Raw genomic sequence first — 24308 nt, 5'->3', positions numbered from 1 at the left:
TCCCCATGAACGCCCCCGCCACCCACACTGCTGCGCTGCTGGACAGCACGCACGGCAAGCCCAAGCTGTTGGTGGTGGACGACCAGCCCATCCACATCCAGATGCTGGTGCAGGCCTTTGCCGAGGACTACCAGGTGTTCATGGCCACCTCGGGCGAACAGGCGCTGGCCGTGTGCCACAGCAACCCGCCCGATCTGGTGCTGCTGGATGTGCTGATGCCGGGGATGGACGGCTTTGCCGTGTGCCGCCAGCTCAAGGCGCAAGAGGCTACCTCCCACATCCCCATCATCTTTGTCACCGCGCGGCCCGATGCCGGCCAGGAGACCCATGGCCTGGGCCTGGGCGCGGTGGACTTCATCTCCAAACCCGTGAACCCCGCCGTGGTGCGAGCCCGCGTGCACACGCACCTGACGCTGAAATTCCAGTCCGACCTGCTCAAGAAGCTGGTGCTGCTGGACGGTCTCTCGGGCGTGTTCAACCGCCGCTACTTTGACCAGCAGCTGGCCACCGAGTGGGCGCGCGCGGCACGCAGCGGCTTGTCGCTCTCACTGGTGCTGCTGGATGTGGACCACTTTGGCGCCTACAACGAACGCCACGGCCACCAGGCTGGCGACGATTGCTTGCGTCTGATTGCGGTCACGCTCAAGGCTGTGCTGCGCCGTCCGGCCGACGTGGTGGCACGCTTTGGTGGCGAAGAGTTTGCCTGCCTGCTGCCCGACACCTCGCACGAGGATGCGCTGGCGCTGGCGCAGGAAATGGAGCGGCGCGTACGCCAGCTGCGACTACCGCGCAGCGATGCCCATGGCAGCGATGTGCTGTCGGTCAGCGTGGGCCTGGGCACGCGCGTGAGCCCCCACAGTGGCCAGGCCAGCGACCTGCTGGCGCTGGCGACCACACAGCTGCAGCACGCCAAACACAATGGCCGTGGCCAGGTGCGCTACGCCAGCCTGCACACCGCGCCAGCGCCGCTCTAGCCCCCGTGGACGCTGCGCGAGCAGCTTCCAATTTGATAGCGACTTAGCCCGCTGCGCGCTTGGTAAGAATTTCGAATGCGGGCAGGGTCTTGCCTTCCAGCACTTCGAGGAAGGCGCCGCCGCCGGTGCTGATGTAACCCACCTTGTTTTCAATGCCGTACTTGGCAATGGCCGCCAAGGTGTCGCCGCCACCAGCGATGGAGAAAGCGCTGGACTCGGCAATCGCCTGCGCAATCACCTTGGTGCCGTTCTCGAACGCTGCGAACTCGAACACGCCCACGGGGCCGTTCCAGACGATGGTGCCCGCCTTCTTGAGCTGGTCGGCCAGGGCTTGGGCGGTTTGTGGACCGATGTCCAGAATCAGGTCATCGTCGGCCACATCGGTCGCGGCTTTCACCGTGGCCACCGCGTCGGCGGAGAAGGTCTTGGCCGTCACCACGTCGGTAGGAATGGGCACGGCGGCGCCGCGTGCCTTCATGGCCTCGATCACGGCCTTGGCCTGGTCCAGCAAATCGGGTTCGGCCAGGCTCTTGCCAATCTTGAGGCCTGCAGCCAGCATGAAGGTGTTGGCAATGCCGCCACCCACGATGAGCTGGTCCACGTTCTCGGCCAGGCTCTTCAAAATGGTGAGCTTGGTCGACACCTTGGAGCCGGCGACGATGGCGACCAGCGGGCGCTTGGGGGCCAGCAGGGCCTTGCTGATGGCGTCCATCTCGGCGGCCAATAAAGGACCGGCACAGGCAATCGGCGCGAACTGCGCAATACCGTAAGTGGAAGCTTCAGCGCGGTGGGCCGTGCCAAAGGCGTCGTGCACAAAGATGTCGCACAGCGCAGCCATTTTCTTGGCGAGGTCTTCGTTGTTCTTTTTCTCGCCCTTGTTGACGCGGCAGTTTTCCAGCATCACCAGTTGGCCGGGCTTCACCGCCACGCCGTCCGTCCAGTTGGCGATCACGGGGATCTCGCGGCCCATGAGTTCGCCCATGCGCTTGGCCACGGGCGCCAGCGAATCTTGGGGTTTGAATTCACCTTCCGTGGGGCGACCCAGGTGGCTGGTCACCATGACGGCAGCGCCGGTGTCCAGCGCCATCTGGATGGCGGGCACGCTGGCGCGCACGCGGGTGTCTTCGGTGATGTTGCCGGCGTCATCCTGCGGCACGTTCAGGTCGGCACGGATGAATACGCGCTTGCCAGCGACTTTGCCTTGGGCAATCAGGTCAGAAAAACGGATCACTTGCATGGGGGAAACCTCAGGTAGTAAGCGCGCGCGGGGTGCGGCAACACCCGGCATTGTAGAAGTGCGCAGGCTGTGGCTAGGCCCGCACCGGTTGTTCACGCAACGAAACTACCAACCGAGGCCAATGTGCAGGGGCAGGTAGACGGCCATGCCGGAGAGGATGGTGCCCAGCACCGCTTGGCCCGCGCCGCGGCGCCAGACAAAAAAGGCCAAGCCTGCGGCCACGGCGTACAGGCGTGCATCCTGCAGGGTGTGGATGGGCACGCCCTTGGTCATCACGATCTCGGGCACGATCACCGCGGACAGCGCCGCAATGGGTGCGTACTGCAAACCGCGCTGGGCCCAGGCGGGCAGCGACCAGTCCTTGTCGGTGATGAAGAAGAAGGAGCGCGCAATCACGGTGATGCAGGCCAGCCCCAGCGTGGTCAGCAGGGTCCAGCCATCCGTGGTGCCAACAAAGAAACTGTCCCAGTTCATGCGGGGTCCTTGGGCGGGTGGTGGGGTGGGTGCGAGGTGTCGGGGCGCTTGTCCAGTAGCAGGCACACCGTCACCGCCACCGCAATAGCCACCAGGATGTTGAGCTTGAGCGGCAACGCAAATGCCGCGACACCCGCAGCGCCCGCCACCCCGGCCGACACCCAGCGCAGACGGCTGGTAGCCAGCGAAGCCATCATGCCCACCAGCGCCAAGATGCCCGCAAAGCCCAGGCCCCACGATGTGGGCACAAAGTTGGCCAGCACCACGCCCAGCACGCTGCTGACGGTCCAACTGAACCAGTTGATGCCCCCATTACCCGCCAGGTAGGCCATTTGCGCAGCGCGGCCCGCCTCGTCCGTGGCGGGCTTGGTGAATTGTTTAACAAACAGCACATAGGTCAGGTCGGCCGACAGGTAACCCGTGACCAGTCGCTGCCAGCGCGGCAGGTGCATGAGGTAGGGCCGCATGTGCGCGCTGAACACCACGAAGCGCAGGTTCACACAAAAGCCCGTCACCAGAATCACCCACATGGGCGCCCCGGCAATCAGCAGCGGCACCGCCGCGAGCTGCGAGCTGCCGGCAAACACGGTGAGCGCCATGAACAGCGCCTCAAAAGTGCTCATGCCGGACTTGACCATGGCCACGCCCGTCATCAGGCCCCAGGCGGCGATGCCGGGCGACACGCCCAGCATGTCCGAGAAGCCACGGCGGAACTCGGGGTGGGTGTAGTTGCTACGCAGGAAAAACATCAGGAGGCCTCAGGCACCGCGGGCAGCTCAAACCGCTGGCCCACCTGCAGCGGGCTGCCGCGCAGGAACTCGGCCACGGGCAGGCGCTTGCCACCGGGACGTTGCAACTCGGTCAACATCGCTATGGAATTCATAGCAGCTACCGCAATGCCTTCGGGGGCTAGAGCCACTATTTGCCCAAATTCTGCATGGCCGCTGCCTTCACCCACACGCGCGCTCCAAACCTTGATGGTTTCGCCATGCAGCACCGTGCTGGCGCCCGGAAACGGGTTGAAAGCGCGCACGCGACGCGCGATGGCGGCAGCGTCCAGGCGCCAGTCAATCGGTGCCTCGTGCTTTTCGATCTTGTGCGCGTAAGTTACGCCTGCTTCGGGCTGCTTCACCGGCTGCAGGGCGCCTTGGGCGGCCAGGTCCAGCGCCTGCACCACCATGGCAGCACCCAACTCGGCCACCTTGTCATACAGCGTGGCCGTGCTGTCTGCGTCTGCAATCGGCAGGCTTTGTGTGAGCAGCATGTCACCTGTATCCAGCCCCACATCCATCTGCATGATCGTGACACCGGTCTCAGTGTCACCCACTTCAATAGCACGATGGATGGGCGCGGCACCGCGCCAGCGTGGCAGCAAGGAGCCATGGATATTCAGGCAACCGTATTTGCCACCGCCAGCCATGTCGTCGAGTACCCACTGGGGCAGGATGAGGCCATAGGCGGCCACCACCATCACATCGGCCCGCGCGTCGGCAATAGCCTGGCGCGCCACGGCGGCATCTTCGGGGTATTTGCCATCCAGGCGCAGGCTGCGCGGCTGGGCCACGGGAATGCCGTGTTCCAGCGCAAATTGTTTGACGGCAGAGGCCTGCAGCTTCATGCCACGCCCGGCCGGGCGATCCGGCTGGCTCAGCACCAGGGCGATGGTGTGGCCCGCGGCGTGCAGCCGTTCCAGCGCCACCCGCGCAAACTCCGGCGTACCGGCAAAGATGACGCGCAGGGGCTGTGCGGCCCGAATGCCCTGCGCCACTTAGCGCGATTCCTCGCGCTGGGCCTTGATCATCTTGGTCTTGATGCGGTTGCGCTTGAGCGGCGACAGGTATTCCACAAACACCTTGCCCAGCAAGTGGTCCATCTCGTGCTGCACGCACACGGCCAGCAGGCCATCGGCCTCGATCACGCGGCTATTGCCCTTTTCGTCCAGCGCCTTCACATGCACCGCGTCAAAGCGTGTCACGCCGTCGTAAATGCCAGGCACCGACAGGCAGCCTTCTTCATTCAGGTGCGTGGTGGGGCTGGTCCAGACCAGTTCGGGGTTGATCAGCACCATGGGCTGGTCGCGCTCTTCCGACACGTCAATAACGATCAGGCGCTCGTGCACATTGACCTGCGTGGCCGCCAAACCAATGCCTTTGGCGTCGTACATGGTCTCCAGCATGTCCGTGGCCAACTGCTGGATACGCGCGTCCACGACCGGGATGGACTTGGCCACGGTGTGGAGTTTGGGGTCGGGGTAACAAAGAATCGGAAGTAAAGCCATAGGAAGATCTTCAAAGATGTGGCTATTTTCGCCACTTTTGGGTTCCCTCGCAGCACCAAAGGGCTAAAAACGTTGCCGAATCAAGGGCTTGAGCGCAAAATCGCGCGTAAATTATCAAGTTCCTTCACAGATTCGCACCTTATGACGACACACCTCAAGGCGAAATCCAGCGTGGCCATCGCCGCCCTGGCTGCACTGGCCACTTTGGCAGGCAACGCGACCTGGGCGCAGAACTTCCCGATCTCTGCCGCCCAGAAGCAAACCGCCAACGAAGTGGCCCAAAAAGGTGTGCCGCTGAGCGAACTGGCCGCCAACGCCCCTGACAGCTACACCATCAAGAGTGGTGACACCCTGTGGGCCATCTCCAGCCTCTACCTCAAAGGCCCCTGGCGCTGGCCCGAGCTGTGGGGCATGAACCTGAACGACATCAAGAATCCCCACCGCATTTACCCCGGCCAGGTACTGCTGCTGGAGCGCAAAAACGGCATGGCCACGCTGCGCGTGGCCGGTGCAGGTGGCGACTCTGCCCCTACCGACACGGTGCGTGTCAGCCCCCGCACCCGCTTTGAATCGCTGGCCGACCAAGCCTTGCCCACCCTCAAGTCCCGCATCATCGAGGCCTTTTTGGCCGAACCCATCGTGGTCGACGAAGCGGGCCTGAAAGCCGCACCCCGCATCGTCTCTACGCAGGAAGGCCGCGTGCTGCTGACCCGCGGCGACCGTGCCTATGCCCGCGGCTCCAACGGCGGCCCGCTGCTGGATGACCAGAGCAAAGAACAACAACTGTTCCGCGTGTTCCGCAACGCCACCCCGCTCAAAGACCCAACCACCGCCGAGATCCTGGGCTACGAAGCCCAGTACGTGGGCAAAGCCACGCTGGTGCGCGGTGAGACCACCACGGAAGTCGAGGGCGAAGAAGGCAAGACGACCAGCGCCATCGTGCCCGCCACCATCGACATCGTGGCAGCCAAGGAAGAAATGCGCGTCGGCGACCGCATGCTGCCCGAACCACCGCGCGAACTGACCACCTACGTTCCCCACGCCCCCGACACCCAGACCACGGGTCGCATCGTGTCGGTCTACGGCAATGCCGTGGCCAACGCGGGCCAGAGCCAGGTGGTGGCCATCAACCGCGGCAAGCGCGATGGCATGGAGGCTGGCCACGTGCTGGCTATCCTGAAGGATGGCGCCCGCGTGGTCGACAAATCGGACCCCGCCCACCCGCTGATGAAGCTGCCCGACGAGCGCAACGGCCTGCTCATGGTGTTCCGCACCTATGACCGCCTGTCTTACGCGCTGATCCTGGAGATCACCGACAGCGTGCGCGTGGGTGACCGCCTGGTCAACCCCAAGTAAGCAAGATACCCGCACCAGGCCGCTAGCGCCGTGGAGCCCGACGAACTCAGCGCATGGCTGCGCCTGCAGCTCAGCCCCGGAGTGGGCAATGGCACGGCGCGCAAGCTGCTGGCCGCCTTTGGTCTGCCGCAGCAGATATTTGCCCAATCCCCTGCCGCACTCGAAGCCTGCGTGAGTGCCCGCCAAACGGCAGGGCTGCTACAAGTGCCGCCAGAACTGGCCGAGCAGCTGCAAACAACCTTGGCATGGCTGGCCGCGCAACCCGAACAACGCCGGGTGCTGAGCCTGGGCGATGCAGACTACCCCCAAGCGCTGCTGGACATGGAAGATCCACCCCTGCTGCTGTACGCCATGGGCGCTGCAGGGCAGTGGCAGGGCTTGGCCCAGTGCGCCGCCAGTGGCATCGCCGTGGTGGGTAGCCGCAACCCCACGCCGCAAGGTCGAGCCAATGCCCGGCAGTTCTCCCAAGCGCTGGCAGAAGCCGGCCTGACCGTGGTGTCGGGCCTGGCGCTCGGGGTGGATGGCGCGGCCCATGAAGGCGCGCTGGACGGAGCTCCCGACGGCCAGCTGGCCACCATCGCCGTGGTCGGCACTGGCCTGGACCGGGTCTACCCCAAGGACCATTTCGACCTGGCGCACCGCATTGCCCAGCGCGGCCTGCTGCTCAGCGAATACCCGCTGGGCACGCCGCCCCTGTCCGCCAACTTCCCGCGGCGCAACCGCATCATTGCCGGACTGGCACGCGGCACGCTGGTGGTGGAGGCCGCGCTCAAGTCCGGATCCCTCATCACGGCACGCCTGGCGGTAGAACAAGGCAAAGATGTATTCGCCATTCCCGGCTCGATTCACGCCACCCAGGCGCGCGGCTGCCATGCGCTGATCAAGCAGGGGGCCAAGCTGGTGGAATGCGCGCAGGACATTCTGGAAGAACTACAACTTCCTGGCGGCCTTCAAAGCGCTATGAATTCAGGAGCTATTGGCGCAGAGACGACGGGGGCTAGCACGCCAAATGATGCTGAAACTTCCGTGCTAGATGCTCTGGGCTACGACCCCAGTGGGCTGGACGCCCTGCAGGCCCGTACCGGCCTGGACACCGCCAGCCTGCAAGCCCTGCTGATGGGCCTGGAGCTACAGGGCCAGGTGGCGCGCCTGCCCGGCGGCTTGTTCCAGCGCATGGGCCAGGCCTAGGCATCCGCGGCCCCGCCAAGGCCTTCAATCGGGAGAAAAGAGGGGCAGTTTCGCCAGCCGGCGCGAAGCCGTTTTTTCTGCGCTATATTGGCTCCCATGTTTGAAGTGCTTGTCTTCGTTTACGAAAACTACTATGCCGATGAGGGCTACCCCGAGCCGGCGCATCTCCAGCGCAAACTCAGCGCTGTGGGCTTTGAGGCCGACGAAATTGAGGAGGCCATGGCCTGGCTCAATGGCCTGAGCACCGCCTCGCGCGGCGCCCGCCCCCTCCCGGAGACACTCCCCACCGTACCAGCGGACCCCTGGCTGCGCCTCCCGCTGGCCTCCAGCGTGCGCATCTACCCGCAGTACGAACAAAACCACCTGGGCCCCCAGTGCCTGGGCTTCATCAGTTTTCTGGAGTCCAACGGCGTGCTGCCCGCCCACATGCGCGAGGTCGTCATCGACCGTGCCATGGCCGCACCAGGCAGCCCCGTGGCGCTGGATGATCTGAAAACAATTATCTTGATGGTGTTCTGGAGCTTCGGGCTCGAACCCGACGCTTTGGTGCTGGACGAGTTGTGTGACAACCCCAGCGAACGCGTCGCGCATTAGTTAAGCCCCCCAAGGGGGCCAACACACCGTCTCTGTCAGGCCAGCAGGCGTTCTGGATTGGCTTCGATCTTGGCCAACGCATCGCGTGTGGCGCGCACGGTCAGCGCTTCTTCCTCTTGTGGCAACAGCAAGCCAGCCTGCAGGTAGGCTGCCAGTCGCCCGCCTTGAATCAGGAAGCTTTTGCCCGAGGTGGACGCAAACAGGTTCAGGTGCTTGCGGTCGCTGCGCCAGGCAAACTGCACTTGGGTGATCTGGTTGTTGTGGTCCAGCGTGAACCACGAGCCCAGCTGCAGCTCCTGCGCCCAAGCCAGCATGGCAGCGGTGGGTTTGGAGCCCCCATTGGCCACCACCTCCAGCGCAGAAGCGTCAATGCCCAGCATCATCTCGATGCTTTCGGCATCCAATGGCAAATCGCCCATGCCGTCCTCAGACACGAAGTCTTCCAGGTTGCCCAGGCGCTGCGCCATGGCATCGATCTTGGCCTGCGGAATGGCCTGGGTCTTGGACATGAAAGCGTCGGCCAAGGTATCGCTGATGCGTTTCACATGGCCTTCCTGCTCGCTGGGCGCCATCGCCAACAGCGTCATGCCAGAGCGCAGACGCAGCAGCAAATTGGGCAAGTCCTGAATCACCTTGGCACGGTCGGCGCGGTTGGGCTTGGCACTGGCCGCCCAGATCAGGTCAGTGGCCGATTTTTTCAGCACGAGCGTGTCGGCATGCTGCGGGCCCTTGCGCACGGCAGCCACGGCCAGCACCTCGGCCCAGACCTTGAACAGGAAATCACGGATTTCTTCGCGCACCGGCATGTCTTTCAACATGTTGCGCATTTCGATGGTGTACTGGATGGCCAGGGTCTCTTTTTGCTCGACCTGCTGCGCCACGCTCACCACCTTTTGGGTCGGACCCTTTTCCGTGAGGAACTTGGAGAGGAATTTCTGGAATTCCTCGAACACGATCTGGTAGACCTTTTTGCCGGTCTCGGGGTATTGCTCGATCACTTGCACAATGCGCTTGATCTCGGTCTCCATGGCCTTGCCCTGCACGCCTGCGGCGTCAAAGCCCATGACGCAGGAACCCATGCGGTCGATCAGCTGGCGTGCCGGGTGATCGGCGGTGCCAAAAAAGTCCGGGTCTTCCAGCGCCACACGCAGCACCGGCATTTGCAACCGCGCAAACCAGACCCGAATACCGGGGGGAATGCGCTCCTCGGCCAGAATGGCCTGGAACATCAGTGCCACGATTTCGATCGTGGCCTTCTCGCCCTTGGTTTCGGCTTTTTTCTTGAGCTCGGCCGACTTCTCGCGCAGGTCGCCAGCCACCCGGACCACGCCGGCCGGGCTGTAATCTTCATACAGTGTGCCACCCACGGCATAGCCCATGCCCCCACCGCCCTCCATGCGCGGCGCCATGGCCGCAGCCAGTGCGGGCGATGGGCTGTGGTGGGCGGTGCCCACAAAATCACCACCACCATGGCTGACAAACAGACGGCGGATCTGGCCGATCATGCCCTGCGCTCGGCTGCGGGCACGGGCAATGGGCGTGTTGGTGGTCAGCATACGCGTCTCTTCCGACGCGCCATACGCCTGGCCCGGCATGCTGTTGGAGCCTGAGGATTGGCGCCAGAACGGTGTAGGAGTCGAAGGTGTGACGCCTTGTGGACCCGTCGAAGCGGCCTGTGCAGGTCCAGCAGGTGCTGCGCTACCGCCACCGCCCCAGCCCAAGCGCCCGCCAAAAAAACCGCCGCCGGAGCGCGGCGCACCGCCTCCTGCAGGTCCTGGGCCAGCAGCATCAACGCCGGCAGGGCCGGCATGTCCTCGACCACCACCCTGGGACGACCCAGCGCCACTGCCACTTTGCATTCCGCTACCACCACCCTGGGAGCCACTATCTAAACCTGCGTGGCCCGTGGGTGCATAGGCTTGTTGGTACCCACCACCGCCCTGCGGGCCGCCGCCATAACCCCCCACGTCACCATAACCGCTCGGCCCCATTTCACCCGGCTGGGGGGGCTGCGGCTGCGCACCAGGTGCGGCGGGGCGGGGGCGGTTAGCCCCCATTTGGCGCACGGGCGCCTTGACGCGGTCTTTCAGCTCGATCGTAGGCATCACGCCCTTGCTGATCAATACGTCGTTCGCATTCTTGTAGGCAATCACCAGCCGTTCAATCAGCAGCTTCTGCACCACCTCATTCACCATGGACCAGGACTCGCCGGGCATGCCCGATTGCGCCCACTGCTCGACCATCAACAGCACCAGCACCTCAGGGCGCAGCAGGTCGTTGCCTTCCAGGTCTTCGGTGCCTTCGAGGTACTTGATGCGCACCCGCAGATCGTCCAGCTGGGGCAGCACTTTTTCATTAACGGCCAGCACCAGGCGCGACGCCAGAATCTTGTTCTCCACCACCTCGGTGCCCACCAACTCCAGGCCCGCACTTTCCAGCGATGCCGCTTTCTTCTGCTTCGCGGGCTCCAGACACTCGCGCCAGGCCTTCATTGTCCCGTCCAGCCACAGGGGGCGGCAGCGCTTGTAAGCCATCCAGGTGTCACGGCGCGTCTGCGCATCGCGGGCATTGGCCAGCTCGTCCATCAGCGTCGTCAAACGCTCCTGCACAGCACCGCTGATTTCCAGCGCGGCTTTGCCGGCTTCCGCCAAAAATCGCTCGCGCACCGCGCGGGCGAGTTGCAATCGGGGGGAAAGAGCAGGTCCGGTCGCCATGGGTTGTACCGCTTAAACGGTTGCGCCCGCGTTGGGGTCGTTGGGGTCGGTTTCCTTCTTGGGGCCGCCCTTGACCAAATCTTCGCGCTGGATACCCAGCCACATGGCGATGGCCGCAGCCACAAAGACCGAGGAGTAAATACCGAACAGAATCCCGATGGTCAGCGCCAGCGCAAAGTAATGCAGCGTGGCACCACCGAACAGCAGCATGGACAGCACCATCATTTGGGTCGCACCATGGGTGATGATAGTACGGCTGATGGTGGAGGTGATCGCGTTGTCGATGATCTCTTCGGTGTTCATCTTGCGGTAACGGCGGAAGTTTTCGCGAATCCGGTCAAAAATCACCACCGATTCGTTCACGGAGTAGCCCAGCACCGCCAGCACGGCGGCCAAAACAGGCAGTGAAAACTCCCATTGGAAGAAGGCGAAAAAACCCAGGATGATGACCACATCGTGCAAGTTGGCGATGATGGCAGCCACGGCGAACTTCCACTCGAAGCGCACCGCCAGATAAATCATGATGCCGGCCACTACAAAGGCCAGGGCCTTGAGGCCATCGGCCGCCAACTCATCCCCCACCTGGGGACCGACAAATTCGGTACGGCGCAGGGTGGCAGACGGATCACTGGCTTTCAGCGCCTCCAGTACCTTGTCACTTTGCTGGCTGGAGGTGCTGCCCTTTTGCACGGGCATGCGGATCAGCACGTCCTGGGCCGTGCCAAAGTTTTGCACCTGCACATCATTGATACCCAGCTTGTCCACGGCGCTGCGGATCGCATTGAGGTCGGCAGGCTGGGAGTAGCTCACCTCCATCAGGGTGCCGCCGGTGAACTCGACCGACAGATGCAGGTGGCGGGTAAAGAGGAAGAACACCGCTGCCACGAAAGTGATCAGCGAGACCAGATTGAATACCAAGGCATTCCGCATGAACGGAATGTCGCGGCGAATTTTGAAGAATTCCATGCCCGTTTCCCTTTAATTGGTCGTCACCTGATTGCCGGAATCAGGCCGCCACACCGTGCCAATGGACACAGTCTTGAGCTTCTTTTGCCGACCGTACCACAAATTGACCACGCCCCGGGAGAAGAACACCCCGGAGAACATGCTGGTCAAAATGCCCAGGCAGTGCACCACCGCAAAGCCGCGCACCGGGCCGGAACCAAAGGCCAACAAGGCGAGACCGGCGATCAGGGTGGTGACGTTGGAGTCGATGATGGTGGCCCAGGCGCGGTCGTAGCCGGCGTGGATGGCGGCCTGCGGCGAGGCCCCGTTGCGCAGCTCTTCGCGTACGCGCTCGTTGATCAGCACATTGGCGTCAATCGCCATACCCAGCACTAAGGCCATGGCAGCCATGCCAGGCAAGGTCAGCGTAGCCTGCAGCATGGACAGCACGGCCACCAGCAGCAACAGGTTGAATGCCAGCGCGACGCTGGAGATCACGCCAAACAGCATATAGTACACGCACATGAAGACCGTCACGGCCAAGAAGCCCCAGGTCACGCTATGGAAACCCTTGGCAATGTTCTCGGCACCCAGGCTGGGGCCAATCGTGCGCTCTTCGATGATTTCCATGGGCGCGGCCAGGGAGCCAGCGCGCAGCAACAGAGCCGTGTCGGCCGCTTCCACCGTGGTCATGCGGCCCGAGATTTGCACCCGACCGCCGCCGATTTCGGAGCGAATTACCGGCGCCGTCACCACTTCGCCCTTGCCTTTTTCAAACAAGAGGATGGCCATGCGCTTGCCGATGTTCTCACGCGTCACGTCACGAAAAATGCGCGAGCCCTTGGCGTCCAGCGACAGGTTGACCGTGGGTTCCTGGGTCTGGCTGTCAAAGCCAGGCTGGGCGTCGGTCAGGTTTTCACCCGTCAGGATGACCTGCTTCTTGACCACCACGCCCTGGCCATTGCGCTCCAGGTAGCGTTCCGAGCCAAACGGCACCGCGCCGGCGCCAGACTCGGCCACACGTGCCTCGGAGCCTTCATCCACCATGCGGATTTCCAGCGTGGCGGTGCGGCCCAAAATGTCTTTGGCCTTGGCCGTATCCTGCACGCCAGGCAGTTGCACCACGATGCGGTCCAGTCCCTGCTGCTGAATCACGGGCTCGGCCACGCCCAGTTCGTTGATCCGGTTGTGCAGGGTGGTGATGTTTTGTTTGAGCGCTTGGGTCTGCACGGCGCGGGCGGCCACGGGCTTGATGGAGGCGACCATCTTCACATCGGTGCCGTCGGCGGTTTCCACGGTGTCGAGGTCGGCAAACTGGTCCTGGATGATGCGCTTGGCGGCTTCCGCCGTCGCTGCATCGCGGAAACGGATTTCGATGGTCTGGGCGTTGCGCGTAATGCCACTGTGGCGCACATTCTTTTCACGCAAGGTGGTGCGGATGTCACCGGCCAGTGACTCGGCCTTTTTGGTCAACGCGGCCTGCATGTCCACCTGTAGCATGAAGTGCACGCCACCACGCAAGTCCAGCCCCAGGTACATGGGCGAGGCGCGCAGCGAGGTCAACCAGGCGGGCGAACGCGACAGCAGGTTCAGGGCCACCACATATGCGGGGTCGGCCGCATCGGGATTCAACGCCTTTTGCAGCGCGTCTTTGGCCTTGAGCTGGGCGTCGGTGTCGGCAAAACGGGCCTTGATGGAGGTGCCATCCAAGCTCAGCGCCTCGGGGACCAAACCAGCCGTCTTCAGAACCTCTTCCACCTTGGCCAGGGCCACGGTGTCGAGCTTGAGGCTGGCCTTGGCCACAGACACCTGCACGGCAGGGGATTCACCAAACACATTCGGCAGGGCGTACAAGCCCCCCACCACGAGCGCGATCAGGATGATCGCGTACTTCCACACCGGGTAACGGTTCATGATCGCGCGTCGCTTTGAGAAAAATTACTTGATGGAACCCTTGGGCAGCACTTGCACTACGGCGCTGCGCTGCACTTGCACTTCCACGCCATTGGCCACTTCCAGGCCAACGTAGCTGTCGCCCATCTTGCTGACTTTGCCGAGCACGCCACCAGCGGTCACGACTTCGTCGCCCTTGGCCAGCGCGTCAATCATGGCGCGGTGGTCTTTTTGCTTCTTCATTTGGGGGCGGATCATCACGAAATACAGCACCACAAACATCAGCACCAGAGGCAGCATGCTCATCAGGGTGGATTGCATGTCACCGCCAGCGGCGGCAGGGGCGGTTTGGGCAAAAGCAGAAGAAATAAACACAGGCAAACTCCACAAAAATGGACCAAATACAAAAGCGCTTTCGCCTCAGGGGCAGCCGCGCACGGCCATGCCGACCCAAGGCGGGCAGCCGGTCATTGTAAGCGGGGGAAAAGGCCCGCCCGGGTCGGGCGGGCAAGGCCCTAGGCGGCCTGGGTTTGCTTGACAGCGGGCGTCTGGCGGTACTTTTCCAGCAGCAGGTCCCACTGCTGGCGTGCAGCCTGCAGATGGCGCGCCTTGACGTGGCCAAAACCACGGATCTGTTCGGGTACACGGGCAAAGGCGGCAGCGGCATCGCGGTTGCCAGCGCCCAGCGTGGGCAGCAGCGTCTCAATCGCCTGGCGGTATTCCCCTGCCAAGGCGCGCTCCTCGCGGCGCTCGTGCGTGTAGCCAAACACATCCAGAGCCGTGCCGCGCAGCACCTTCAGCGGTGCCAGCAAGCCAAAAGCCACACGCATCCAGCTGCCAAAGCGCATCTTCTGCAGCTCGCCCAGGTCGTTCTTGCGGGCCAGCAGGGGCGGAGCCAGGTGGTAGGCCAGCTTGAAGTCACCCTCGAACATGCCCTCCACCTTGGCGCGGAAGGCCGTGTCGGTGTGCAGGCGGGCCACCTCGTACTCGTCTTTGTAGGCCATGAGCTTGAACAGGTAGCGGGCAACGGCCTCGGCCAGTGGCTGCTTGTCGCCGTCCACCGCCGATACCTCTGCCGCACGCACCTTGGCCACAAAGTCAGCGTAGCTCTGGGCGTAAGCCGCGTTCTGGTAACCGGTCAAAAACTCTACCCGCTTGCTCACCAGGGCATCCAGTGACTGGTGCTGGCGGGGGGTGAACGCAATCACCTGGCCGGGGTTGATGGCTCGCTGCACGGCAGGCCAGTCCACCGCGGCACGGCGGCCCCACTCGAAAGCTGCCTTGTTGTTGGCCACGGCCACGGCATTGAGCTCGATGGCGCGCATCAGCGACGCCAGGCCCAGCGGGATCCAGCCCTTTTGCCAGGCGTAGCCCAGCATCATGGGGTTGGTATAAATGCTGTCGCCCAACAGGTGGCTGGCCGCCGCATCTGCGTCAAACACGCCCACATTGCCTTCGCCCACGGTCTTGGCGATGTCAGCCACGCACTGATCGCCGGGGTTCGTCCAGTTGGCGTTTTTGACAAAGGCGGCCGTGGGTGCGCTGTTGGAATTCAGCGCCACATGGGTACGACCAGGGCGCATGCGCACCAGGGTTTCCTTGCCCGCCACCACGATGGGGTCGCAGCCCAGCACCAGGTCCGCCGAGGCTGTACCCACGCGGGTGGTGCGGATGGCGTTCTGGTTGGCGCCAATCAGCACATGGCTCCAGGTGGCACCGCCCTTTTGGGCCAGGCCGCCTGCGTCCTGCGTGACGATGCCCTTGCCCTCCAGGTGGGCAGCCACGCCCAGCAGTTGGCCAATGGTGATGACGCCCGTGCCGCCCACACCGGCGACGATGGTGCCCCAGACGCCGCCGGGCGCGGTGGCCACATCGGGAATCAGCGGATCGGGCAAGGCCGGCCAGGAGGCGACCTGCGACTCGCCCGCCTTGGGCTTGGCAGCCTTCTTCAAGCTACCACCCTCCACCGTGACAAAGCTGGGGCAAAAGCCCTTGACACAGGAGAAGTCCTTGTTGCAGGTGCTCTGGTTGATCTGGCGCTTGCGGCCGAACTCCGTCTCCAGCGGCTCCACGCTCATGCAGTTGCTTTGCACGCCGCAGTCGCCACAGCCTTCACACACCAACTCGTTGATGACCACGCGCTTGGCGGGGTCCACCAGCGTGCCGCGCTTGCGGCGGCGGCGCTTCTCGGTGGCGCAGGTCTGGTCGTAAATGATGACGGTGGTGCCCTGGATCTCGCGGAACTCGCGCTGGATGCGGTCCAACTCGTCGCGGTGTTCGATCGCAGTGCCTTCAGGCAGTCCCTGCACGTCATCGTACTTTTCGGGCTCGTCGGTCACAACTATGATTTTGATAGCGCCTTCCGCACGCATGCTCTGGGCTATCTGCACTACGGAGTGTCCTTCGGGCCGCTCACCCACCTGCTGGCCACCGGTCATGGCGACGGCGTCGTTGTACAGAATCTTGTAGGTGATGTTCACACCCGCGGCGATGCTCTGGCGCACGGCCAGCAGGCCGCTGTGGAAGTAGGTACCGTCACCCAGGTTGGCGAAGATGTGCTTCTCGTTGGTGAAGGGTTGCTGGCCCACCCAGGGCACGCCCTCGCCGCCCATCTGCGTGAAGCCGTCGGTGCTGCGGTCCATCCAGATGGTCATGAAGTGGCAGCCAATGCCGGCCATGGCGCGCGAGCCTTCGGGCACTTTGGTGGATGTGTTGTGGGGGCAGCCCGAGCAAAACCAGGGCTGGCGGTCCGCGCCCTTGGTGCCCGAGAGTTCGATCACGTGCATCGCACGTTCCTTCGCTTCCAGAATCGCCATTTGCGCATCGATGCGCGCACTCGTGTCCGCATCCAGCCCCAGCTTCTTGATGCGCTGGGCAATGGCGCGCGCAATGATGGCGGGCGACAGGTCGGCGTTGGCACGCAACAGCGTGTTGGCCATGGGGTTGGGCATGGACCATTCGCCGCCGGCGCCGTAGTGGTCGGGCGTTTCCACCTCGTTGAACTTGCCCAGCACCGTGGGCCGCACGTCGGCGCGCCAGTTGTACAGCTCTTCCTTCAGCTGGTATTCAATGACCTGGCGCTTCTCTTCCACCACCAGAATCTCTTGCAGCCCAGTGGCGAATTCGCGGGTGAGCTGCGCCTCCAGCGGCCAGACCACGCCCACCTTGTGCAGGCGGATGCCGATACGTTGGCAGGTCGCGTCGTCCAGCCCCAGGTCCAGCAGGGCCTGGCGCGTATCGTTGTAGGCCTTGCCGCTGGCGATGATGCCGAAGCGGTCGTGCGGGCCTTCGATGACGTTGTAGTTGAGGCGGTTGGCGCGGATGTAGGCCAGCGCCGCGTACCACTTGTAGTCCATCAGCCGGGCTTCTTGCTCCAGCGCATGGTCGGGCCAGCGGATGTGCAGGCCGCCGGGGGGGATTTCGAAGTCGGCGGGCACGCGGGTGATCACGCGGTCCGGGTCGATCATCACGGTGGAGCTGGACTCCACAATTTCCTGAATCGTCTTCATGCCCGCCCACACGCCCGAAAAACGGCTCATGGCAAAGGCATGGAGGCCCAGGTCCAAAATCTCCTGCACATTGGCCGGAAAGAACACGGGCGTGCCGCAGGCCTTGAAGATGTGGTCGCTCTGGTGCGCGGCGGTACTGCTCTTGGAGATGTGGTCGTCACCCGCCACTGCAATCACACCGCCCCAAGGGGTGGTGCCCGCCATGTTGGCGTGCTTGAAGACGTCGGAGCAGCGGTCCACGCCCGGACCCTTGCCGTACCAGATGCCAAACACACCGTCGTATTTGTTGCTGCCCGGGGGCGCAAAGCCCAGTTGCTGCGTGCCCCACAGCGCGGTGGCCGCCAGTTCTTCGTTGACGCCAGGCTGGAAGTGGATGTGGTGGGCCTTGAGGTATTTCTCGGCCTTGACCAGGGACTGGTCGTAGGTGCCCAGCGGCGAGCCGCGGTAGCCGCTGATGAAGCCGGCCGTGTTCTTGCCCACGCGCTGGTCGCGCACGCGCTGCAACATGGGCAGTTTGACCAGGGCTTGCACCCCGCTCATGAAGGCGCGGCCGTAGTCCAGCGCGTATTTGTCGTCCAGGGTGACCGTGTCCAGCGCCGTGCGGATGTGCTCGGGCAGGTCGCGGCTGAGGGGTGCATTCATAGTGCTTGTCTCCGTTATAGCTGCAGCAAAGTGTATGCCTGCAAGGCGGATATGTCTTTGCGTTCTTTGCCCTCATATGGGCTTTTAAAGAACGATTCTTTCTCCATAATGCTATTTATGGAAACACTTGACCGATTTGACCTCGCCATCCTGAACGAACTGCAAAACGATGGGCGCCTCAGCAACGCCGAACTCGCCAACCGCGTGGGCCTGAGTGCCGCGCCCTGCTGGCGCCGCGTGAAGGCGCTGGAGGACAGCGGCTTCATCACCGGCTACCGTGCCGAGATCAACCGCCAGAAAATGGGCCTGGGCGTGCTGGCCTTTGTGCGGCTGGACGCCAACCGCAACAGCGGCGACGTGCTGCACGCGCTGGAAGAGGCGATCCGCCAGATTCCCGAGGTCATCAGCTGCCACTACATCAGCGGCACCGGCACCTTCGAGCTGCAGGTGGTGAGCCGCGACCTGAACACCTTCAGCCAGTTTGCGCGCGAGGTGTTGATCAACCTGCCCAATGTCAAAGACGTGCACACCAGCTTCTCACTGGGCGAGGTGAAGGCCAGCAGCGCCCTGCCGCTAGGCCACCTGCAGCCCCAGCCCACCACTGCCACCCCACCCCGGAGCCGACCATGAACCGCCGCCACGCCCTGGTTTTTGCATCATTTTTGCTGCTAGCCCCCGTCGAATATGCGCAAGCAGCTCCTGATTCAATAGCAAACCCGGCGCCACTGCCGATGCGCAACCTGCTCATCGAGGTGCGCCAGGTGCAGTCCGACGACAGCCAGCGCAGTGGCGTGGAGCTGGGCAACCGGGGTGGCGTGCAGATGAACCAGTCGCGCAACAGCGGCTCGGCCACGCAGCAGGCGCTGGTGCTCAACGGCCGGCCCGTGCGCCTGGGCCTGCAGACCACCACCCCTATCCGCCTGCTGCAGGGCTTTGTGCGCAATGGCCGCGTGGTGACCACCGTGGGCACGGTGCTGCTGGAGGCCGGCACCGGCTTCAGCGCCACGCCGCGCTGGGACGGCGGCACACTGGTGGAGCTGGAACTGGCGGCGCAGCAGGCGCTGCGGTCCGGCAACGCGATCCCCGGCGCCGTGGCGTCCTCTAGCACCAGCAGCGTGCTGGCGTTGCCGCTGGACGAATGGACCACCGTGGGCGAGTCGGAGCAGAGCAGCCAGTCCAGCAACAGCGGACTGACTGGAGCGCAGCAGCAGAGTGGGCAAACCCACACCGAGGTGCAGGTGCGCGTTACGCTGCGCTAGCGATCCACTGCGCGTGGTAGGCGGGCAGGCCTGCCACTTGCGCAGCGTCTACCGGCACCAATGCGGAAGTCGCCGGGGCGCCCCAACGCGACAACAGCCAGGCACCACGCGCCGTGCCCTCCATCGCGTCGTGGCTAGCCAGGCAACGCGCTTGCGGCAGCAGGGCCTGTAGCAGCGCCAAGTACAGCGGGTTGTGCGCCAGAGGACCTTCCAGCACCACGGTGCGCGGCAAGGCCACGCCATTCCACAGCCGGTCTACCAACCAAGCCGTGGTCTGCGCGCAGTACAGCGCAGCCAAAGCGGCGCGCTGGCCGGACGGCAAGGCCTCCGACAAAGGCTGACCGCCACGCACGATCTGCCCTTGGCGCCCCATGAACGGGCCGCCGTGCTCCGCAAATGACGGCGTGGCCAGCGTGCCCGCATCCACCAGCGCCTGCACATCGGCCAGCGTGCCCGCATCAGGCGCGGCGCCGTCCAGCAGCGCGGCAAACTCGCGCCCGCCCATAAAGCGGGCCGTGGGCGTCGCGCGGCCCAACACATCCACATTGGCGAGCATGTCGCGCTCGGCCTGCAAACTGGCCGTAGGCGCGCCAGGTGCCATGAGCACGGTCCACGTGCCAGACGACACCACGGTCAACGCAGAGGCATCCGCCACCGACGCATCCAGGTAGCGCGCCAGGCAGGCATTGCTGTCGTGCACGCCCACGTGCACCTGGCAGTGCGCGGGCAGGCCCCAAGCTTCGGCAATATCAGGGCTCACCGTGCCCAACACCTCCCAGGCGGAGCGCAGCGGCGCAAACAGCGCGGCCCAGCCCTTGGCCTGCGCCAGTGCGGAGAAGCCGCCGTCCTGCGGGCGCCATAAGTGCGTGTGGCAACCCAGCGACGAGACCTCGCTGGCCCGTTCTCCGCACAGGCGCCAGGCCCAGTACTGCGCGTAGGGCAGCAGGCAGCGCGTACGCCGCCAGGCCTCGGGGTGCAGGTTTTGCACATAGCAAAGCTGGCGCGCGGCGTTCAGGCCGGCGGGCAGGTCGGGAGACAGGGTCCGCGCAAAGCCATCGGCCGCGGCGTCAAACGCCTGGGCCAGCAAGGGGTGCTGTGCCAGGCCGTCAAATTCGTAGTCCACCGGGGCCCAGGCCAGGCCCTCATCCCCCAGCGCCACCAGCGCGGCGCCGTGTGTGGAGGCAATGGCGCGGCGACAGCGTGCGGTATGGGTAGATGCGCGCAGGGTCTGCGCCATCCAGTCTTCCAGCCCGTGCACATCCAGCGCGGGGTAGCCCAGGGGCGATGGCACGCTGGCGTTGTCGCGCCCATGGCGCTCCACCACCGTGCCCTGAGCATCCACCATCAGCAGCTTGGCGTGGCTTTTGCCGATGTCGATCACCAGCGTCAGTGCGTCGTTCACAGCCACACCTCTACGCCATGTGGAACAGGCAGGACAGCGACTCGGCCACCGGGGAACCATCGGGGTTGGCGCGCATGATGTCGGCCATGTGGGCCCACCAGCGCTGCATCACTGGGTGGCTGGGCAGCGCATCCATGGTGTGGCCCAGCCTGCGGCGCAGCACGGCGAACAGCACGTGGTGTTCTTCATCCAGGTAGATGCTGTAGTCGCTGACGCCCGCATCCTTCAGCAAGGTGCTGAGTTCGGGCCAGATGTCGTCGTGGCGCTTTTTGTACTCGGCCACGCAGCCGGGGTTCAGGAACATGCGGAAGGCATATTTCTCCGTAGGTGCTGCGGCACTCATGCGTGCGCCCCCTGGCGCTTGAGCAATCGCGGCAAGACCATGGAGACGATCAACAGAACGCCGATCACCATGGACATCACGATGCCGGTCACGTTGGCCATGCCCATGGCGAAGGTGAACAAGCCCAGCAGCAGCACGGCCAGCATGGTGCCCACGATGCTGCCGCGCCCGCCTTCAATGGCCACGCCGCCCAGGATCACCATGGTGATGGCGTCCAGCTCCCAACCCATCGCAATGTTGGGGCGCGTGCTGCCAATGCGGCCGGTCAGCATGATGGCCGCCAGCGCCGCCATCAGGCCGGCAAACACAAACAGCGCCATGCGGTAGCGGTCGGCCTCGATGCCCGAGAAGCGTGCGGCCACGGGGTTAGCGCCAATGGCATACAGGCGCCGGCCCAGCACCGTGCGGTGCAGCGTGACGCCCACCACAATGGCGCCGACCAGCAACACGGCAAATTCAATCGGGATGATGAGCCAGCGCACACCCACCACCTCGCCCACATAGCTATTGCCCAGCGTGGAGAACACCTCGGGGTAACCGGAGATGGCTTGGTCGCCCAGTGCCACCATGGCCAGTCCGCGGTACAGCGACAGCGTGCCAATGGTCACCACGATAGAGGGCAGCTTGTAGCGCGTGACCAGCACGCCGTTCACTGCACCGGCCACACCGCCGGTCACAAAGGCCGCCAGCGTCATGCCCAGCGGGCCCGCACCAGCCTTCATCGCGTAGCCCATGGCCAGCGAACTGAGCGCCAATATGGCGGCGATGGACAGGTCAATCTCACCGGTGATGATGAGCAGCGCCAGCGCTAGTGCGAGGATGCCTTTTTCGCTGAAGTTGAAGGTGCTGTCGGCCAGCGCGTCGGGCGTCATGAAACCCGGCTGCGCAATGCCGAACACCACCAGCAGCACGACCAAGAGCGCCAGCAATACCCGCTCCCATGTATTCCAGGCCTTCATGCCAAAGCTCCCTTGTGTTCCAGAATCTGGCGCCCTGCGCGCCGCTCGGCACGGGCATTCACCGTCACCGAAATCAAAATCACGGCGCCGGCAATCGCCTGCTGCCAAAACGGTGACACCTGGATCACCGGCAGCGCGCCGTTGACCACGCCGATGAACAGCACACCGAGTGCCGCACCGAGCACCGAGCCCACGCCGCCGCCAATGCTCACGCCGCCAATCACGCAGGCCGCAACCACGGTCAGCTCGTAGCCCGCGGCCAGCTCGGTGTAGGCGATGGAATACCGCCCCACCCACAAGAGCCCGGCCAGGCCGGCCAGCATGCCCGACAGCGTGTAGACCATCATCAGTCGCTTGTTGGCCGAGATGCCCACATAGGCCGCCGCATGCGGGTTGCCGCCCAGCGCATAGATCTCGCGGCCTTCACGGCGCAGCTTCAGAAACACGGCCGTCAGCGCCAGCACCACTAGCGCAAACCACACGAGCGCTGGCAGACCCAGCCAGACTTCGCGTGGCAGGCCCTTGATGACCGCATGGATATCCTGGTCCGACACCCAGGCACCCTTGCTGGCCACAAAGATGGCACCACGGTAGGCCGACAAGGTGCCCAGCGTCACCACAATCGGTGGCAGCTCAAAGCGCGTGATGAGCCAGCCATTCACGGCACCCAGCAAGGCGCCCACGCCCAGCGCCAGCACCAGCAACACGGGTACCGAGGCACCCGGCCAGGCCTTGCCGATCAAGGCGCAGACCATGCCGGTGAGCGCGAGGTTGGACGCGACCGACAGGTCAATGCCACGCGTGAGCAACACCAGCATCTGGCCCATGACAAGGATGGCGAGGATGGCAGAATCGTTGGCAATGTCCATGCCATTGCGCCAGGTCAGAAACACCGGCGCACGGGCCCCCACGGCCAGTGCGATGGCCACGATGATGGCCAGGAGCAGCCATTCGCGGCGAATCGATTTCAGGGATGTCATGCTGCAAGCGCCTCCTGCGCGGTGGCGGGTGCGGGCGCACAGGCCACCGGCATGGCGGCCAGGCCCGAGGCCGCGGCCACGATGTGTTCTGCGTGCGCATGCGCACGGTCAAATTCCGCCACCTGCACGCCGCGGCGCATCACGATGGTGCGGTGCGCCAGGTGCATCACCTCGGGCAGTTCGCTGGACACGAGGATCACCGCCAGGCCTTGTTCGACCATCTCGGCAATCAGCTGGTAGACGGCCTGCTTGGCCCCCACGTCGATGCCCTTGGTGGGCTCGTCCAAGATCACGATGCGGGGGTCCAGCCCCAGCCACTTGGCGATCACCACCTTTTGCTGGTTGCCGCCCGACAGGCCGGACAACAAGGTGTCCGGCGAATGCGTCTTGATGTGCAGGCGCGCAATCATGCGCTGGCACAGGGCGGACTCGCGCACCTTGGACAGCCACACGCCGCGTGCGAAGCGACTCAGGCCGGCCAGGCTGATGTTGTGCTCCACCGAGAAGCCCAAAATGCCGCCTTGGCGCTGGCGCTCTTCGGGCACATAGGCAATGCCGGCCGCAATCGCGTCGCCGGGACGGCGCGCATGCAACGTTTGGCCGCAGACCACAAACTCGCCACGGGCTGCGGGATTCAGGCCCATGATGGCCAGCATGGCCTCGCTGCGGCCCGAACCCACCAGGCCATAGAAGCCCAGAATCTCGCCACGGCGCAGCTCGAACGCCACATTGTTGAATTCGGTGGGGTGCGACAGGTTCTTCACCGTCATTACCACCTCGCCGGGGGTGGAGGCGATATGCGGGTAGATCTGGTCGATGGCGCGCCCCGCCATGAGCTTGACCAGCTCCTGCTCGGTCGCATCGGCTATGGCGCCGCTGCCCACGGCGGCGCCATCGCGCAGCACCACGTAGCGGTCCGCCACGGCAAAGATTTCGTCGAATTTGTGGGTGATGAAAATCACGCCCACACCCTGGTCGCGCAGCTGGCGCACGATGCCATAGAAGTCACGAATCTCGGCCTGCGACAACGCCGCAGTGGGCTCGTCGAGGATGACGACCGAGGCCTTTTGCGACAAGGCCCGCGCAATCTCTACCAAGTGCCGCTCGGCCAGGCTCAGGTCTTTGACCAGCGTCACCGCCTTGAAGCGCGCACCAATCTGGTCCAGCACGGCCTGGGCGTGCGTGTTCATCGCCGACCAGTCGATGAAGGGGCCGCGCATCAGGTGGCGCCCCACGTAAATGTTTTCGGCCACGCTGAGTTCTTCGAACATCACCGTTTCCTGGTGCACCGCCAGGATGCCTGCGGCCTGCGAGGCCTGTGCGTTGGCAAAGCTCTGCACCTTGCCGTTCAGCGTGATCACGCCTTCGTCCACCGGCACCACGCCAGTGAGCATCTTGACCAGCGTGGACTTGCCCGCGCCGTTCTCGCCCACCAGGGCCAGCACTTCTCCGGCCCGTAAATCCAGGTCCACCCCGCGCAGCGCATGGGTTGCGCCGTAGCGCTTGTGGATGGTGCGCAGACTCAGCAATACATCAGACATGATGAGAATCCAACATTCCA

Annotated in this window: 21 protein-coding genes; 6 read left to right on the top strand and 15 right to left on the bottom strand. The window is 64.2% G+C overall.

Features of this window, described 5'->3' with window-relative positions:
• Positions 1–5: 5 nt before the first annotated feature.
• Positions 6–974, top strand: a complete 969-nt coding sequence (locus tag AC097R_RS03210) for a GGDEF domain-containing response regulator (protein ID WP_479596155.1) — start codon at positions 6–8, stop codon at positions 972–974.
• A gap of 43 nt (positions 975–1017) precedes the next feature.
• Here the strand turns inward: AC097R_RS03210 and AC097R_RS03205 are convergent, their stop codons facing one another.
• From AC097R_RS03205 to def, 5 genes are all read right to left on the bottom strand, one after another.
• Positions 1018–2211: a phosphoglycerate kinase gene (locus AC097R_RS03205; protein WP_479596154.1), complete on the bottom strand. Its 1194-nt coding sequence runs from the start codon at positions 2209–2211 to the stop codon at positions 1018–1020.
• Positions 2212–2316: 105 nt separating this feature from the next.
• On the bottom strand, positions 2317–2685 hold the full coding sequence (locus tag AC097R_RS03200; RefSeq protein WP_479596153.1) for an AzlD domain-containing protein: 369 nt from the start codon (positions 2683–2685) through the stop codon (positions 2317–2319).
• Positions 2682–3434: an AzlC family ABC transporter permease gene (locus tag AC097R_RS03195; RefSeq protein WP_479596152.1), complete on the bottom strand. Its 753-nt coding sequence runs from the start codon at positions 3432–3434 to the stop codon at positions 2682–2684. The genes AC097R_RS03200 and AC097R_RS03195 overlap by 4 nt, the downstream gene beginning before the upstream one ends.
• Entirely contained in the window at positions 3434–4423 is a 990-nt protein-coding gene (fmt, locus tag AC097R_RS03190; RefSeq protein WP_479598085.1) for a methionyl-tRNA formyltransferase, read from the bottom strand. Before fmt ends, AC097R_RS03195 begins: the two co-directional genes overlap by 1 nt.
• Positions 4424–4453: 30 nt before the next feature.
• A complete protein-coding gene (gene def / locus AC097R_RS03185) occupies positions 4454–4963 on the bottom strand; it encodes a peptide deformylase (protein WP_479596151.1) in 510 nt (169 codons plus the stop codon).
• 141 nt (positions 4964–5104) lie between these two features.
• Here def and AC097R_RS03180 point away from each other — a divergent pair, with 141 nt between their 5' ends.
• The 3 genes from AC097R_RS03180 to AC097R_RS03170 all read left to right on the top strand — a co-directional run bounded on the left by AC097R_RS03180 (position 5105) and on the right by AC097R_RS03170 (position 8101).
• Positions 5105–6319 (top strand): LysM peptidoglycan-binding domain-containing protein, encoded by a 1215-nt coding sequence (locus AC097R_RS03180; protein WP_479596150.1) that lies wholly within the window; start codon positions 5105–5107, stop codon positions 6317–6319.
• Between the two features lie 30 nt (positions 6320–6349).
• Positions 6350–7507, top strand: a complete 1158-nt coding sequence (gene dprA / locus AC097R_RS03175; RefSeq protein WP_479596149.1) for a DNA-processing protein DprA — start codon at positions 6350–6352, stop codon at positions 7505–7507.
• 96 nt (positions 7508–7603) lie between these two features.
• Positions 7604–8101, top strand: coding sequence for a Smg family protein (locus AC097R_RS03170; protein WP_479596148.1), 498 nt, complete (start codon positions 7604–7606; stop codon positions 8099–8101).
• A 35-nt stretch (positions 8102–8136) separates the two neighbouring features.
• On the opposite strand, the gene AC097R_RS03165 is transcribed toward AC097R_RS03170, so the two are convergent.
• The 5 genes from AC097R_RS03165 to AC097R_RS03145 all read right to left on the bottom strand — a co-directional run bounded on the left by AC097R_RS03165 (position 8137) and on the right by AC097R_RS03145 (position 17804).
• Positions 8137–10785 (bottom strand): DUF1631 family protein, encoded by a 2649-nt coding sequence (locus tag AC097R_RS03165; RefSeq protein ID WP_479596147.1) that lies wholly within the window; start codon positions 10783–10785, stop codon positions 8137–8139.
• A 42-nt stretch (positions 10786–10827) separates the two neighbouring features.
• Positions 10828–11781 (bottom strand): protein translocase subunit SecF, encoded by a 954-nt coding sequence (secF, locus tag AC097R_RS03160; RefSeq protein WP_479596146.1) that lies wholly within the window; start codon positions 11779–11781, stop codon positions 10828–10830.
• A gap of 12 nt (positions 11782–11793) precedes the next feature.
• Positions 11794–13674: a protein translocase subunit SecD gene (gene secD, locus AC097R_RS03155; RefSeq protein WP_479596145.1), complete on the bottom strand. Its 1881-nt coding sequence runs from the start codon at positions 13672–13674 to the stop codon at positions 11794–11796.
• Positions 13675–13698: 24 nt separating this feature from the next.
• Positions 13699–14028: a preprotein translocase subunit YajC gene (gene yajC, locus AC097R_RS03150; protein WP_310343189.1), complete on the bottom strand. Its 330-nt coding sequence runs from the start codon at positions 14026–14028 to the stop codon at positions 13699–13701.
• 140 nt (positions 14029–14168) lie between these two features.
• Complete coding sequence (locus AC097R_RS03145; protein ID WP_479596144.1) at positions 14169–17804, bottom strand: indolepyruvate ferredoxin oxidoreductase family protein; 3636 nt, start codon at positions 17802–17804, stop codon at positions 14169–14171.
• Positions 17805–17921: 117 nt separating this feature from the next.
• Here AC097R_RS03145 and AC097R_RS03140 point away from each other — a divergent pair, with 117 nt between their 5' ends.
• Positions 17922–18434 (top strand): Lrp/AsnC family transcriptional regulator, encoded by a 513-nt coding sequence (locus tag AC097R_RS03140; protein WP_479596143.1) that lies wholly within the window; start codon positions 17922–17924, stop codon positions 18432–18434.
• On the top strand, positions 18431–19063 hold the full coding sequence (locus tag AC097R_RS03135; protein WP_479596142.1) for a hypothetical protein: 633 nt from the start codon (positions 18431–18433) through the stop codon (positions 19061–19063). The genes AC097R_RS03140 and AC097R_RS03135 overlap by 4 nt, the downstream gene beginning before the upstream one ends.
• Here the strand turns inward: AC097R_RS03135 and AC097R_RS03130 are convergent.
• The 5 genes from AC097R_RS03130 to AC097R_RS03110 are packed head-to-tail and all read right to left on the bottom strand — an operon-like array spanning position 19050 to position 24288.
• Positions 19050–20465: an FGGY-family carbohydrate kinase gene (locus AC097R_RS03130; RefSeq protein WP_479596141.1), complete on the bottom strand. Its 1416-nt coding sequence runs from the start codon at positions 20463–20465 to the stop codon at positions 19050–19052. The two genes, AC097R_RS03135 and AC097R_RS03130, sit on opposite strands and share 14 nt — an antisense overlap.
• Before the next feature lie 10 nt (positions 20466–20475).
• The gene (gene rhaM, locus AC097R_RS03125; protein ID WP_479596140.1) at positions 20476–20808 is read right to left on the bottom strand and encodes an L-rhamnose mutarotase; all 333 of its coding nucleotides are present in this window, start codon (positions 20806–20808) and stop codon (positions 20476–20478) included.
• On the bottom strand, positions 20805–21767 hold the full coding sequence (locus AC097R_RS03120; RefSeq protein WP_479596139.1) for an ABC transporter permease: 963 nt from the start codon (positions 21765–21767) through the stop codon (positions 20805–20807). The genes rhaM and AC097R_RS03120 overlap by 4 nt, the downstream gene beginning before the upstream one ends.
• On the bottom strand, positions 21764–22747 hold the full coding sequence (locus AC097R_RS03115) for an ABC transporter permease (RefSeq protein ID WP_479596138.1): 984 nt from the start codon (positions 22745–22747) through the stop codon (positions 21764–21766). The genes AC097R_RS03120 and AC097R_RS03115 overlap by 4 nt, the downstream gene beginning before the upstream one ends.
• The gene (locus AC097R_RS03110) at positions 22744–24288 is read right to left on the bottom strand and encodes a sugar ABC transporter ATP-binding protein (protein WP_479596137.1); all 1545 of its coding nucleotides are present in this window, start codon (positions 24286–24288) and stop codon (positions 22744–22746) included. Before AC097R_RS03110 ends, AC097R_RS03115 begins: the two co-directional genes overlap by 4 nt.
• Between the last annotated feature and the right edge of the window lie 20 nt (positions 24289–24308).

This window comes from Rhodoferax sp. ZS1R25 (genome assembly GCF_056521335.1).
Note: the sequence above shows the minus strand (reverse complement) of the source record. Positions and strands in the feature narration are given on the sequence as shown.

What these genes read in the sequence shown, in the direction of transcription:
- AC097R_RS03180 (WP_479596150.1), top strand. Translation starts at nt 5,105, where the DNA reads ATGACGACACACCTCAAGGCGAAATCCAGCGTGGCCATCGCCGCCCTG.
- AC097R_RS03145 (WP_479596144.1), bottom strand. Translation starts at nt 17,804, where the DNA reads ATGAATGCACCCCTCAGCCGCGACCTGCCCGAGCACATCCGCACGGCG.
- AC097R_RS03195 (WP_479596152.1), bottom strand. Translation starts at nt 3,434, where the DNA reads ATGTTTTTCCTGCGTAGCAACTACACCCACCCCGAGTTCCGCCGTGGC.
- AC097R_RS03110 (WP_479596137.1), bottom strand. Translation starts at nt 24,288, where the DNA reads ATGTCTGATGTATTGCTGAGTCTGCGCACCATCCACAAGCGCTACGGC.
- secF (WP_479596146.1), bottom strand. Translation starts at nt 11,781, where the DNA reads ATGGAATTCTTCAAAATTCGCCGCGACATTCCGTTCATGCGGAATGCC.
- AC097R_RS03170 (WP_479596148.1), top strand. Translation starts at nt 7,604, where the DNA reads ATGTTTGAAGTGCTTGTCTTCGTTTACGAAAACTACTATGCCGATGAG.
- def (WP_479596151.1), bottom strand. Translation starts at nt 4,963, where the DNA reads ATGGCTTTACTTCCGATTCTTTGTTACCCCGACCCCAAACTCCACACC.
- AC097R_RS03210 (WP_479596155.1), top strand. Translation starts at nt 6, where the DNA reads ATGAACGCCCCCGCCACCCACACTGCTGCGCTGCTGGACAGCACGCAC.
- AC097R_RS03140 (WP_479596143.1), top strand. Translation starts at nt 17,922, where the DNA reads ATGGAAACACTTGACCGATTTGACCTCGCCATCCTGAACGAACTGCAA.
- AC097R_RS03200 (WP_479596153.1), bottom strand. Translation starts at nt 2,685, where the DNA reads ATGAACTGGGACAGTTTCTTTGTTGGCACCACGGATGGCTGGACCCTG.
- secD (WP_479596145.1), bottom strand. Translation starts at nt 13,674, where the DNA reads ATGAACCGTTACCCGGTGTGGAAGTACGCGATCATCCTGATCGCGCTC.
- rhaM (WP_479596140.1), bottom strand. Translation starts at nt 20,808, where the DNA reads ATGAGTGCCGCAGCACCTACGGAGAAATATGCCTTCCGCATGTTCCTG.
- AC097R_RS03205 (WP_479596154.1), bottom strand. Translation starts at nt 2,211, where the DNA reads ATGCAAGTGATCCGTTTTTCTGACCTGATTGCCCAAGGCAAAGTCGCT.
- AC097R_RS03135 (WP_479596142.1), top strand. Translation starts at nt 18,431, where the DNA reads ATGAACCGCCGCCACGCCCTGGTTTTTGCATCATTTTTGCTGCTAGCC.
- AC097R_RS03120 (WP_479596139.1), bottom strand. Translation starts at nt 21,767, where the DNA reads ATGAAGGCCTGGAATACATGGGAGCGGGTATTGCTGGCGCTCTTGGTC.
- AC097R_RS03115 (WP_479596138.1), bottom strand. Translation starts at nt 22,747, where the DNA reads ATGACATCCCTGAAATCGATTCGCCGCGAATGGCTGCTCCTGGCCATC.